This is a genomic window from Micromonospora reichwaldensis, assembly GCF_031845925.1.
In the GTDB taxonomy this organism is placed as follows: Bacteria; Actinomycetota; Actinomycetes; order Mycobacteriales; family Micromonosporaceae; genus Micromonospora; species Micromonospora reichwaldensis.
In genome coordinates this window covers 92,996-105,738 of the sequence record NZ_JAVRFL010000009.1, presented here as the reverse complement: position 1 = coordinate 105,738, position 12,743 = coordinate 92,996, and the positions used below count along the sequence as shown (strand labels likewise).

Here is a 12,743-nt window from a genome sequence, read left to right as displayed (position 1 = left end):
TCACCCTCTCGCCGTCAGTCGGTGAAGATCGACTTTTTCTGGTTCTCGATGCTCGACGTCAGCCCGTCGATGTCCTTCGGGTCCTTGATGAACTGCTGGAGCGCCGGGATGATCACGGTGGAGGCGAAGTCCGGGCGGGTGTCGCGGTCCAGGAACTGGGCGATCTCGGTGGCCGAGCCGACCAGCTCGGCGGCCTTCTTCTGCAGGGCGCTGTAGCCGCTGGTGTCGGCCTCGCTGTTGGCGACCAGCGTGCTCGGGTCGCTCTTGACGGTGATGTCCGCGGCCGCCTTCGAGCCGACGTACTCGAGCAGCTTCCTGGCGTTGGCTTCCTGCTTCGGCTTGCGGGCCATCATGTAGCCGTCGATGGGCGCGTCCAGGGCCTTGGCGCCGATCGCCGGGTCGATCTCGGGGAAGGTGAAGAAGTCGAGGTCGGCCAGGTCGGCGCCGTCGAACTGCTGGCCGACGAAGAGGCCGAGCAGGTACATGCCGCTCTTCTTCTGCTGCAACGACTGGGCGGCCTCCTGCCAGGTCCGGCCGAGGCTGTCGGGCTGGTGCAGGGGCAGCAGGCCGCGCCAGGTGTCGAAGACCTTCTTCACCTTGTCGGAGGTCCAGGACTCCTTGCCGGCCATCAGGTCGATGTGGAACTGGTAGCCGTTGATCCGCAGGTTGAGGATGTCGAAGGTGCCCATCGCGGGCCAGCCGTCCTTGTCGGCGAAGGCGATCGGGGTGAGCCCGTCCTTCTTCATCTCCCCGGCGAGCGCGGTCAGGTCGTCGAGGGTCTTCGGCACCTGGTAGCCGTTCTGCTGCCAGACCGACTTGCGGTAGAAGACGGCCCACGGGTAGTACGACGACGGCACGAAGTACTGCTTGCCGTCGTCGCCGGTCGACGCCTTGCGGAACGCGTCGGACATCCCGGAGAGCCTGCCCCAGACGTCGCTGAGGTCGCCGGCGAGGCCCCGGGCGGCGAAGAAGCGCATCCGGTAGCCGGCGAACCACATGAACACGTCGTCCGGCTTGCCCTGGAGATAGTTGTTGATGTTCTCCTGGAACGTGTTGTGGTCGACCGTGTTGACGGCGACCTCGAGGCCGGACGAGGTCCGGAAGCCGTCCATGACCTTCGCGATCACCTCCTTGGGCTTCGGGTCGGACTGGTTGGAGCCCAGCGACACCGTCTTGGCGCCGGAGCCGCCGGAGTCGGAACCGCAGCCGGCGAGCAGGCCCGTGCCGAGCAGCGCGGTGCTGCCGGCCGCGCCGGCCAGCAGCGAACGACGGTCGAGGCCGGCCACTGAGGGGGGTACGAGCCGGGCGAGGTACTCGGCTCGGGTGCGGGGACGGGACATGGTGCCTCCTGCGGATGAAGAGGTGCCCGAGGGCCGTCGGTGGCGGTGTCCCGGCAACCGTGAACACACACCCGGATCCATCGCGAATCCACATTGGCGAACACGAATTGCCAGTGGCGCCTCAAGCTACTCGTCCTCCGGGCGGTGTCAAGGGGGCGGCAATCTCCCGACAACCCCGTCGCGACAAGGCCGTTGAGAGGTAAACGTTGTAAAGATGATCGATGTTGGAACATGTTGACTTGGCTGCCTCGGCCGGGCACGCTCTGCATCCATGCGGCGATGGCAGGGTGACGACATCTGGTTCGGTGCCGACTACAACCCCGAGCAGTGGCCCGAGTCCACCTGGGCCGAGGACGTCGCGCTGATGCGCCGGGCCGGGGTGAATATGGTGTCGGTGGGGATCTTCTCCTGGGCGCTGCTGGAGCCCACCCCCGGCGCGTACGAGTTCGGCTGGCTGGACCGGGCGATCGACGTGCTGCACGGCGGCGGGATCTCGGTCGACCTGGCCACCGCCACCGCCAGCCCGCCCCCGTGGCTCGCCCACCGGTACCCGGAGACGCTGCCCCGGCGCGCCGACGGCGCGATCCTCTGGCCGGGCGGCCGGCAGGCGTACTGCCCCAGCTCGCCGGTGTTCCGCGAGCGGTCGCTGGCCCTGGTCGAGGCCCTCGCCACCCGCTACGCCGACCACCCCGCCGTGGCCATGTGGCACGTCTCCAACGAACTGGGCTGCCACAACGTGCACTGCTACTGCGACGTCAGCGCCGAGGCGTTCCGCCGCTGGCTGCGCGAGCGCTACGGCGACCTGGACGGGCTCAACGACGCCTGGGGCACCGCCTTCTGGAGCCAGCGCTACGGCGACTGGGCCGAGATCAACCCGCCGCGCACGGCGCCGACCTTCGCCAACCCCACCCAGCAACTGGACTTCCTGCGCTTCTCCTCCGACGAGCAGCGCGGCCAACTACGCGCCGAGCGCGAGGTGCTCACGCGCCTGGTCCGCCAGCCGGTCACCACGAACTTCATGATCGGCACCGGCATCAAATACCTCGACTACCACTCCTGGGCGTCCGACGTGGACGTCGTCGCCAACGACCATTACCTCACCGCCGCCGACCCGCGTGCCCACGTCGGGCTCGCCCTCGCGGCCGACCACACCCGGGGCGTCGCCGGCGGCGACCCGTGGCTGCTGATGGAGCACTCCACCAGCGCCGTCAACTGGCAGCCGCGCAACGTCGCCAAGGCCCCCGGCCAGTTGCGCCGCAACAGCCTGGCGCACGTGGCGCGCGGCGCGGACGGGGTGCTCTTCTTCCAGTGGCGGGCCTCGCGCGCCGGGGCGGAGAAGTTCCACTCCGCGCTGCTGCCGCACGCCGGCCCGGAGACCAAGGTGTTCCGCGAGGTGTGCCGGCTCGGCGCGGACCTGCGGGCCCTCGCCGAGGTACGCGGCAGCCGGGTCGACGCCGAGGTGGCGATCCTGTTCGACTACGAGGCGTGGTGGGGCGCCGAGCTGGACTCGCACCCCACCGTCGACGTCACGTACGCCGACCGCCTCGGCGCGCTGCACGACGCGCTGTGGCGGGCCGGGATCACCGCCGACGTCGTGCACCCGGCCACCGACCTGTCCCGCTACCGGCTGGTGCTGGCGCCCACCCTCTACCTGGTGCGCGACGTGCACGCCGCGGCGCTGCACGCGTACGTCGAGGCCGGCGGGACCGCCCTGGTCACGTACTTCAGCGGCATCGTCGACGAGCACGACCACATCCGCCTCGGCGGCTACCCGGGGGCGTTCCGCGAACTGCTGGGCGTCCGCGTCGAGGAGTTCTTCCCGCTGCGGGCGGGGGAGCGGGTCACCCTCGACGACGGCTCGGTCGCCGACGTGTGGACGGAGTGGCTGCACCCCGAGGGCGCGCAGGTGCTCGCCGCGTACGCCGACGGGCCCCTGCCGGGCGTGCCGGCGCTGACCCGGCACCCGGTCGGCGCGGGCGCGGCCTGGTACGTCGGCACCCGGCTGGACGCGGCGGCGACGGAGCGGCTGGTGGCCCGGCTGGTGGCCGAGTCGGGGGTACGCCCGGCGGCGCGGGTCCCCGCCGAGGTGGAGGTGGTCCGGCGCCGCGCCGGCGACCGCAGCTGGCTCTTCGTCATCAACCACACCGACGCCGACGCCCGGCTCGACGCCGCCGGCGTGGAACTGCTGACCGGCGCGGGCTGCTCCGGAGACCTGGTCGTGCCGGCCGGCGAGGTGGCCGTCATCCGCGAGGCGCCGACCGCCGCCGCGGCCCGCGCGTCCGGCGACCCGGCCCGCACGTCGGACGACCCGGTCCACACGTCGGACGACCCGGCCGGTGCATCGGACGGCCCGGCCCGTGCATCCGGCGGTGCGGCGGCCCGCTCGTCCGGCGGTGCGGCGGCCCGCTCGTCCGCGGCGTGACGGCGCGAAGGAGGTCCCCCGGATGCTGGCCCGACAGCGACAGGCCGCGATCCTCGAGATGATCCGGCAGCGCGGCGGCGTGCGGGTCAGCCAGTTGGTGGGCCGCTTCGGCGTCTCCGACATGACGATCCGGCGCGACCTGGAGGTGCTGGCCGAGCGGGGGCTGGTCGACAAGGTCCACGGCGGCGCGACCCTGGTCGGCCCCGGACCCGGCGACGAGCCCGGCTTCGCCGCGAAGTCGCTGCGGCAGCGGGCCGAGAAGCGGGCCATCGCCGAACGGGCCGCAGCCCTGGTCGAGCCCGGCATGGCCGTCGCGCTCTCCGCCGGCACCACGACCGCCGCGCTGGCCACCCTGCTGGCCGACGTACGCGGCCTGACCGTGGTGACCAACTCCATCCCCGTCTCCGAGGCCCTGCACCAGCATCCGGGCGCCGACCAGACGGTCGTGCTGACCGGCGGGATCCGTACCCCGTCGGACGCCCTGACCGGGCCGGTGGCCGAGGCGGCGATCAGCGCCCTCAACGTCGACGTGCTCTTCCTCGGCGTACACGGGATGAGCCCGCGCACCGGATTCACCACGCCGAACCTGCTGGAGGCGGGCACCGACCGGTGCCTGGTCGGTGCGGCCCGGCGCCTGGTGGTGCTGGCCGACCACACCAAGTGGGAGACGATCGGAATGGCCACCATCGCCCCGCTCTCCGAGGCCGACGTGCTCGTCACCGACGCCGGGCTGCCCGAGGAGGCGCGCGACCAGCTCGCCGGCCAGGTGGGCGAGCTGATCGTCGTCGGAACCGACTGACCGGCCCGAGCGCGTGGGTCACGGCACGGCCCTGCGGTTCGCGCGCTCGATGCCACGCCGGACGAGACCGCGCACACCCGGGAGGGTCATCGCCCGGATGGTCACGTCGCCCATCCACACGTGGAACCGGCTCGGCGGCGCGTACTGGAGCATTCCGCGCCGGGCGAGCGCCTGCCGTTTGATGGCTTCCGGGCGCAGTCCCGCCTCCCACTCCGTCAGTGCCGCAGGCACGTGGTCGTGCCGTTGCAGGGCGGCGCCGAGCTGGTCCGCGCCGGCGAGCGCGAGGGTCGCCCCGTGTCCGGCGAAGAGCGTGACGCACCAGGCCGCGTCCCCGAGCAGCACGATCCGGCCGGTGCTCCAGCGTGGCATCACCACCTGGCTGATCGCGTCGAAGTAGGCGCCGGCCGGGTCCTTCCCGAGGTGGCGGATCGCGTCGGGGACGCCCCCGCCGAGATCCCCGAACGCCGCGTCGAGCGCCTCCACCGCTCCGCGCCGCAGGTCGGCGGCCGGGTCCGCGCTGCGGTACGTGAAGAACGCCGACGACCGCCGCGGGCCCAGGTTGACGATCGCCGCCGTGCGTCCCGGGCCGATGAACGTGGTGGCTGAGGAATCCGGCACGCCCGCCACCGGGTGGGCCAGGGGAAAGGCGCCCACGACGTACGGCAGATCGACCTGGAAGCCGGAGCCGAACGCGGCCGTCCGCGTGGCGGAGTGCACCCCGTCGGCGCCGACGAGCAGGTCGGCGTGTTCCACGGTGCCGTCGCTCAGCACCACCCGTACCCGCTCGGGGTCCTGCTCCAGGGACGTGACGGTGGTGCCGAAGCGGATGTCGGCGCGGTCGCGCACCGCCTCGTACAGCGTCGACTCCAGGTCGCCGCGGAACACCGACACGGCCCGGTCGCCGAGGGCGGCCTCGGCGAGGCTGGACGGCACCGTGAACTTGGGCCGTCCGTCGGCGCGGACGAGCACGGTGGTGAACAGACCCAGGTCGTACGCGGACAGCGCGGTGAGCAGGCCGAGGCGCTCGGCGGCGTCGTAGCCCGGGCCGATCAGGTTGACCATGTAGCCGCTGCTGCGTCGGGCGGGAGCGCGTTCCACCACGACCGTGTGCCATCCGTCGCGTCCGAGTCGCAGCGCGGTGGCCAGCCCGGCTATGCCCGCCCCCACGATCACTGCACGTTTCATCCAGCACTCCCGAGTCAGAATGAGCGTTCGCTCAAACTAGTATGAGCGACTGTTCATACCGGGCGCAACGAGGGGCAGCGGCACCGCCTAGACTTCAGGGATGCCGCGCGGAGTAGCCATCCCGGAGATTCGGCAGCAGCTCTTCGCCGCCGTCGAGCGGCTGATCGTGCGAGACGGACCGAGCCGGCTCACCGGCAGGGCCGTGACGCGCGAGGCCGGCGTCGCCACCGGGCTGCTCTACGCGCACTTCGCGAACTTCGACGACTTCCTGGTCGGGTACTGGATCGACCGGTCCTTCGTGGTCTCCGGCGAGGTGGCCGGCCTCCCGGAGCGCGCCGGGTCCGGGACGGTCGCCGGCAACCTCCACCAGGCCATCCTGGCTACGCCGATGGAGACGCTGCTGGCACTGGCCCGGCTGATGGCCTTCCGGCCCGACCTGGTGACACAGGTCGAGACGGTGCTGGGCGGTGGGACCGCCGGCCTGGAGGCGGTCGAGCACGCCGTCGCCGGCTACCTGGCCGCTGAGCGGCAACTCGGACGGGTGGCCGGCGGCGCCGACGTGGAGGCGCTGGCCCTGGCGGTGGTCGGCGTGCTGCACCACGTCGCCCTCACGGGCGGCACCGAACCGGCAGCCCACCTTCGCATCCAGCGGGCGGTGGCCGCGCTCACCGGAGACTCTCCCGCTGTCGCCGCCCCGAAGGCGTGATCCGCGCCCTGGCCGTCCCGCTCCTGCGGATGCGCGGACGCCATGGACGTTACCCCGCCGTTTTGAGGTCCATGGCGTCCTGATCACCGGGACGCCCGCGTCGTCCCCACGCCGGGCGGCGGCCGGGCTCTCACAGGCACTTCACAGCGCTTCCGCGTAGTGTCCCGACCAGTCAGCGACCGGCTCCAGGGTGGAGTGCGGTGTCTTTGCACGGGAGTTCCAATGGTCTTCAAGAAGATGTTGAGCGCGTTCGGAGTGGGCGGGCCGAGCGTCGACACCGTCCTGACCAACCCGAACACCCGCCCCGGCCTGACCCTCGAGGGACAGGTCAACCTGCAGGGCGGGGACGCCCCGGCCAACGTCGAGCAGGTCGTCGTCAGCCTGGTCACCCGGGTCGAGATCGAGGGCGGTGACACCGAGTACGCCGGCGTGATGGAGTTCCACCGGCTGCCGGTCAGCGGCGCGTTCCAGCTCGCCCCGAAGCAGCAGCTCTCCCTGCCGTTCCAGCTCCCGGTCCCGTGGGAGACGCCGATCACCGACGTCTACGGCCAGCGGCTGCGCGGCATGACGATGGGGCTGCGCACCGAGCTGGCCATCGCCCGGGCGGTAGACAAGGGCGACCTGGACCAGGTCAACGTGCACCCGCTGCCGGTGCACGAGCGGATCCTGGAGGCGTTCCAGCGGCTCGGCTTCCGGTTCAAGCACGCCGACCTGGAGCGCGGTCACATCCGGGGCACGCAGCAGACGCTGCCGTTCTACCAGGAGATCGAGTTCTTCGCCTCGCCCCAGTACGCGAGCACCATCAACGAGGTCGAGCTGACCTTCGTGACCAGCCCGCACGGCGTCGAGGTCATCCTGGAGTGCGACAAGCGCGGCGGTTTCCTGACCCCCGGGCACGACGCCTTCGGCCACTACCGGCTCTCGCACGCCGACGCCGACAAGACGGACTGGGTCCAGGTCGTCGACGGCTGGCTGCGGGAGACGACGTCCCGCTACGGCAGCCTGCGCGGCGCGCACGGCTTCGGCGGTCACGGGCACGGTCACGGTCACGGCCGCGGCGTCGGCATGGGCGGCGTCGTCGCCGGTGCCGCGATGGGAGCCGTCGGGGGCATGATCGTCGGCGACATGATCGGCGACGCCTTCGAGGGTGACGGCGAGGACTTCGGCGGCTTCGAGGAGTAGGTCCACGCACGACGGTGGCCCCCGGGACCGTAGTCCCGGGGGCCACCGTTGCCGTGGTGCGTAGCCCGGTCAGTGCCGGGCCTTGCGCTCCTCACCACTGCGCCAGTTGCTGCCGGCCTTGGCCAGACCACGGCTACCCAGGTACCCGATGGTCAGCAGCGTGATCATGAACCAGGCGTTGTCGGCCCGGAAGATGTCCACTCCGGTCGAGTTCTGGCCGACCAGCTGCGAGGCGGCCAGCACGCCGATCACGGCCGCGATGTAGACCCAGAACTCGGTCGTACGCAGCGACGGCTTGGTCTCCGTGCCGGGTGCCTGCATGGCCTCCCGGTGCCCGTCGTGCATCATCGGCATCGGGCGGGTGGGCGTCTCCTGCATCGCCCGGTCCTGCATGGCCCGGTCCTGCATCGCCCGGTTGGGCGCGTCCTGCGTCGGCCGGTTCATCGGCCTGGTGGAAGCAGCCTGCGTGCTCATCTTGTCCTCCTCAGGATGCGATGAGTCGTACCTGCGTTCCCTCGCCCCGCTACCGCGTGTCGGCCACGGCACGGTTCGCGTGCATGGCGGGGGCACCCGCCGTCTACCCGACCCGACGGGAGCAGTAACCCCCACGGCACCCCGGATACTTGCCCCCGGCTCCTGCACCCCACCCGGCCCCACCCCCGCCCTCGTCCCGAAATCCCGGCCCTCGCCGCGAGAGCCCCCGCCTCGCCGCGAAAGCCCGGCCCGCGCCCCGAAGTCCGGCGCCGATCATGCAGTTGTGGTGGGGTGCAAAACGCCTGAATGGGTATCTGGCGGGCACCACGACTGCATGATCGACGCCGGGTGTGGGCGGGACGGCGGGACGGTGGGGCGGGACGGCAGGGTGGGGCGGGGCGGCAGGACAGCGGGCGACAGGCGGGGCGGGTTTGTTGGTGGGGGTGGCGGGCACGCATGTCGGACCGACCACTCCTGTGAGGTGATGGACATGCGTGAGGACGACGTGCGACAGGACGCCGCCCGGCAGGCCGAGGAGCGGATCGCCGGTGGCGTCTACGGCGAGGGCGTTCTCGACGAGGTGACCGTGCCCCCTACCGACGTGCAGCGGGTCATCCAGGACGAGGACCCGGACGACCCGGCGCACGTTCCGGTCGACCCGGAGGTGCTGCGCGACGGCGGGCCGACGCGGGGGCAGGGCGCCGTCACCACGACCGGCGGCACCGCCGGCCCGGCCAGCGTGCGCCGGGTGGCACGCCAGCCGGAGCGGCACCCCGGCAAGGTGGCACCGACCACCACGGGTGACGCCACCACCGGCGGCCTGAGCACGCCGGCGGGCGGGTCCACCAGCGACCAGTCCGGCACCGCCAGCCAGGTCGGCGACTTCACCCCGGAGTGACCCGCCGACCAGGCCGCAGGGGCCGGCGGACGCAACGGGGCCGGCGGGCGCAACGGGGTCGGCGGATCAGGTGGGGCGGATGATGCCCAGGCGCTGGGTGGCGCGGGTGAGGGCGACGTAGAGGTCGCTGCGGCCTCGGGGCGACTCCGCCACGATGCGGTCGGGGTCGACCAGGACGACCGAGTCGAATTCGAGGCCCTTGGCCTGGCCGACGGTGAGCACCACCACGCGGCTCTCCAGCTCCGGGTCCTCGCCGATGGCCGCCTCGGGCAGGGCGGCGGTGAGCGCGGCGCCCAGCTCGTCGACCCGACCGGTCGGCACGATCACGCCGAGCCGGCCGTCGTCCAGGCCGGCGGCCTCCCGGGTGGTGGCGGCGACCAGCTCCGCCGCCAGGCGCTCGGGTGCCACCGCGTGGTCCCACGGCGGGACACCGCTGGAGCGTACGGAGCGGGGTGGGCGCAGCGCCGGGTCGATCTCGGTGAGCACGTCCGCGGCGACCGCCATGATCTCGGCCGGGGTGCGGTAGCTGACGGTCAGCTCCTCCAGCCGCCAGCGCTGCGCCACGTACGGCTCCAGCGCGTCGGCCCAGGACGGGGTGCCGGACAGCGCGCCGGTCTGCGCCACGTCGCCGACGATGGTCATCGAGCGGCTCGGGCAGCGGCGCATCAGCAGCCGCCAGGCCATGGGCGAGAGCTCCTGCGCCTCGTCGACGATCACGTGCCCGAAGGCCCAGCCCCGGTCGGCCGCGGCCCGCTGGGCGGTGGTCAGCCGGTCCGCCTCCTCCTGCCGCTCCAGCAGCCGGTCGGCGTCGATCAGGTCGGTGACGCCGAGGATCTCACCGCCGTCGGCCTCGTCCTCCACGTCGATGGAGCGGGAGCCCCGGGCGATCTCCAGCACGCCCTCGGCGTACTCCCGTTGCAGGGCCCGGATCCGCTCCCGGCGGGCGGCGGCGGCGCGCTCGTCCTCGCCGAGCAGCTCGGCCGCCTCGTCGAGCAGCGGGACGTCGGCCGGCGTCCAGCCGCCCGGCTCGCGGTGCAGCATGGCCCGCTCGGCCCCGGTGAGCATGGGCGCGGCGACGGCGATCCGGTCGGTGGAGGCGTACAGGTCGGCGAGCAGGCGCTGCGGGGTGAGCACCGGCCAGAGCTGGTCCAGTACGGCCCGCACCTCGGGCTCCTCGCGCAGCTCGCGGCGGATCTCCGCCACGTCGGCCTCGTCGAGCAGGTTCTCCCCGCCCAGCGGGTCCGCGCCGATGCGCTCGGCGACCTGGGCCGCGAGGGCGTGGATGATCTCGACGTCGAAGAGCGCCCGGGCCAGGTTGTGCGGCCGCTCGGAACGGCGGGCCCGCTCCCGGGCGGCGCGGACGGTCTCCGGGTCGAGCAGCAGCACCTCCTGCTGCGGCAGCGCGATCTCCAGCGGCTCGTCGGGCACCCACTGCCGGTCCCGTACGGCGGCGGCCAGCACCTCGACCAGCACCGCGCGGCCCTTGAGCGCGGCGGTCTCGGCGGGCTCGGCGCGGCGGGCGCTGACCCCCGGGAAGAGGTCGCCCTGCGTCCGCAGGAGCACGCCCGTCTCGGCCAGCGCCGGGAGCACCTGGGAGATGTAGCGCAGGAACGTGGCGTTCGGGCCGACCATGAGCACGCCCCGGGTGGAGAGCTGCTCGCGGTGGGTGTAGAGCAGGTACGCCGCGCGGTGCAGCGCGACGGCGGTCTTGCCGGTGCCGGGGCCACCCTGCACGACCAGTACGCCCGGCAGGTCGGCGCGGATGATCCGGTCCTGCTCGGCCTGGATGGTCTCGACGATGTCGCGCATCCGGCCGGTGCGCCCGGCGTTGAGCGCGGCGAGCAGCGACGCCTCGCCGGTCAGCTCCTCGTGCGCGGTGGGGGAGGCGGTGTCCAGGTCAAGCACCTCGTCGTTGAGGGCGATCACCTTGCGTTCCCGGGTGCGCAGGTGCCGACGGCGGCGCACTCCCTGGGAGTTGGCCGCGGTGGCGAGGTAGAAGGCGCGGGCCGCCGGGGCACGCCAGTCCATCAGCAGCGGGTCGTAGTCGCCGCCGGTGTCGAAGATGCCGATCCGGCCGATGTAGTGCGGGCCGCCGTCGTCGGTGTCGAGCCGGCCGAAGCAGAGGCCGCTCTCGACGGCGGAGAGCTGCTCGACCTGGTCGGCGTACATCCGCACCGCGCTGTCGCGCTGGGAGCGGGCCTGGAGGGTGCCACCGGTCGCCCGCAGCTCCTCGGTCAACCGTTGGGACGCCTGCTCGCGCAGCTCGTCCAGCCGGCGGTAGAGCATCGAGACGTATTCCTGTTCGCGGCCGATTTCGTCATCGGACTGCAATTCGGCGGAATCGGCGGAATGCCTTGACAAGCCGTCTCCCATTTGGTTAGCATCTCTCTCGGAACGGCTTTCGATGGCCGTTCTTTTTGTTGCCTGAACTGAGAAAGATACCGTGCGCCGGCCGTCGCGACCAAGCGCGCCGGGCCACGCCACAGGCCGCCCCGCACAGACAGCGGGGGCCCGCCACGTGGCGGGCCCCCGGACTGCCGGTCCTCAGCCCCTGGCGACCTCGTAGAGCCGCTCCGGCGTCACCGCTCCGGCAATGAGCCGGCCGTCGTCGGTGAGCAGCGCGCTGAACAGCTTCCCGGTCAGCAGCCGGCCGCTGCCCCAGTCACCGCTGACCTTCGGCAGCCTGCCGAGCAGCGCCGCCGGGTCGCCGGTCGACCCGTCCCCGGCAGGGGCGGCCCCGGCCCGGTCGGCGGGCGCGCCGGCACCGTCGAGCCGCGCGACCACCACCGTGGCCCAGCTCTCGCCGACGGTACGCACGTCCGGCCGCTCGCCGTGCGCCGGGCGCTTCCCGGGCGCGTCGGCGGGCTGCCTCCCGGCGGTCTCCTCGGTCACCTTCACCCCGGGCGGCGGGTTGAAGGTGAACTGCTCGGCGTCCGGCCGGGCGTACGACACCTGGGTGAAGGCCATCTCGAAGGCCGGCTTGTCGCTGCCGTCGGCGAAGACCTCGAAGCGCAGCGGCACGTGCTGGCGCGCGTCGATGGCGATGCGCACCTGGTGCACCAGCGAGGCGGCGTCGCGCGGGGCGAGCACCAGCTCGTACGCGTCCCGGCCGGCGACCGTGGCGGACCGGCCGACGCTCACCTCGGTGCTCGGGCTGATCGCCGCCAGGGCCCGGTCGGCCGCCTCCCCGGGGGTGACCGGCAGCTCCCGGCTCTCGGCCCCGGCGGCGCCCTCGGGCAGCGTGCGGTGGGTGGCGGTGTTGGACCGGCTGTTCCAGGCCCACACGTCGCGGCCGTTGCGGATGACGTCCCGCTCGCCGAGCGTGTCCACGAGGGCGACGCGCTGCCGGTCGGGCCCGGAGTGCCAGACCCGCAGCGTGTGCGTGCCGGTCAGCAGGCCGGCGGGGCCGTCGCCGGCGACCAGGCCGGCCAGCGGCGGTAGGCCCAGGTCGGCGCGCTGCACGACCGTGCCGGAGAGCCCCTCCAGCCGGGAGGTCTGCAGGTCGACCAGGAGTTGGGCGGCGGTACGCGGCGGCAGGCTCGGCTCGGCCTGGGCGGCGAACGTGCCGAGCGCGGCGCCGCCACCGATGACGGTCACGACGGCGGTCACCGGGACCAGCCAGCGCAGGACGGGACGGCTCTTCAGGACGGACATGTGACACCTCCTGCCGACATCCTGCCCGAACGACGCTGTGAGGGCGCTGAGGACGACCGTACGACCGTCCGCACGGGTGGCAC

At 72.9% G+C, this 12,743-nt stretch carries 10 protein-coding genes; 5 read left to right on the top strand and 5 right to left on the bottom strand.

Annotated elements, in window-relative coordinates; all coding sequences use genetic code 11:
• Positions 1–14: 14 nt before the first annotated feature.
• Positions 15–1,340: an ABC transporter substrate-binding protein gene (locus RM555_RS09825; protein ID WP_311411455.1), complete on the bottom strand. Its 1,326-nt coding sequence runs from the start codon at positions 1,338–1,340 to the stop codon at positions 15–17.
• 271 nt (positions 1,341–1,611) lie between these two features.
• Between RM555_RS09825 and RM555_RS09820 the strand changes: the two genes are divergently transcribed.
• Complete coding sequence (locus RM555_RS09820) at positions 1,612–3,762, top strand: beta-galactosidase (RefSeq protein ID WP_311411454.1); 2,151 nt, start codon at positions 1,612–1,614, stop codon at positions 3,760–3,762.
• A 22-nt stretch (positions 3,763–3,784) separates the two neighbouring features.
• Positions 3,785–4,561, top strand: a complete 777-nt coding sequence (locus tag RM555_RS09815) for a DeoR/GlpR family DNA-binding transcription regulator (RefSeq protein ID WP_311411453.1) — start codon at positions 3,785–3,787, stop codon at positions 4,559–4,561.
• A gap of 18 nt (positions 4,562–4,579) precedes the next feature.
• Here RM555_RS09815 and RM555_RS09810 read toward each other — a convergent pair whose 3' ends face one another.
• Positions 4,580–5,746 carry an FAD-dependent oxidoreductase gene (locus RM555_RS09810; RefSeq protein ID WP_311411452.1) on the bottom strand — a complete coding sequence of 389 codons (1,167 nt, stop codon included), beginning with the start codon at positions 5,744–5,746 and terminating at the stop codon, positions 4,580–4,582.
• Positions 5,747–5,846: 100 nt separating this feature from the next.
• Here RM555_RS09810 and RM555_RS09805 point away from each other — a divergent pair, with 100 nt between their 5' ends.
• Together RM555_RS09805 and RM555_RS09800 are read left to right on the top strand one after the other, a co-directional pair.
• The gene (locus RM555_RS09805; RefSeq protein WP_311411451.1) at positions 5,847–6,452 is read left to right on the top strand and encodes a TetR/AcrR family transcriptional regulator; all 606 of its coding nucleotides are present in this window, start codon (positions 5,847–5,849) and stop codon (positions 6,450–6,452) included.
• Between the two features lie 222 nt (positions 6,453–6,674).
• Positions 6,675–7,634 carry a sporulation protein gene (locus RM555_RS09800; protein WP_311411450.1) on the top strand — a complete coding sequence of 320 codons (960 nt, stop codon included), beginning with the start codon at positions 6,675–6,677 and terminating at the stop codon, positions 7,632–7,634.
• Positions 7,635–7,703: 69 nt separating this feature from the next.
• Here RM555_RS09800 and RM555_RS09795 read toward each other — a convergent pair whose 3' ends face one another.
• Positions 7,704–8,108 carry a hypothetical protein gene (locus RM555_RS09795; RefSeq protein ID WP_151455875.1) on the bottom strand — a complete coding sequence of 135 codons (405 nt, stop codon included), beginning with the start codon at positions 8,106–8,108 and terminating at the stop codon, positions 7,704–7,706.
• Between the two features lie 490 nt (positions 8,109–8,598).
• On the opposite strand from RM555_RS09795, the gene RM555_RS09790 reads away from it, so the two are divergent.
• Positions 8,599–9,006, top strand: coding sequence for a hypothetical protein (locus tag RM555_RS09790; RefSeq protein ID WP_311411449.1), 408 nt, complete (start codon positions 8,599–8,601; stop codon positions 9,004–9,006).
• Between the two features lie 66 nt (positions 9,007–9,072).
• On the opposite strand, the gene RM555_RS09785 is transcribed toward RM555_RS09790, so the two are convergent.
• Both RM555_RS09785 and RM555_RS09780 read right to left on the bottom strand, forming a co-directional pair.
• Positions 9,073–11,379 carry a HelD family protein gene (locus RM555_RS09785; protein WP_311411448.1) on the bottom strand — a complete coding sequence of 769 codons (2,307 nt, stop codon included), beginning with the start codon at positions 11,377–11,379 and terminating at the stop codon, positions 9,073–9,075.
• 171 nt (positions 11,380–11,550) lie between these two features.
• Positions 11,551–12,660, bottom strand: a complete 1,110-nt coding sequence (locus tag RM555_RS09780) for a LolA family protein (RefSeq protein ID WP_311411447.1) — start codon at positions 12,658–12,660, stop codon at positions 11,551–11,553.
• Between the last annotated feature and the right edge of the window lie 83 nt (positions 12,661–12,743).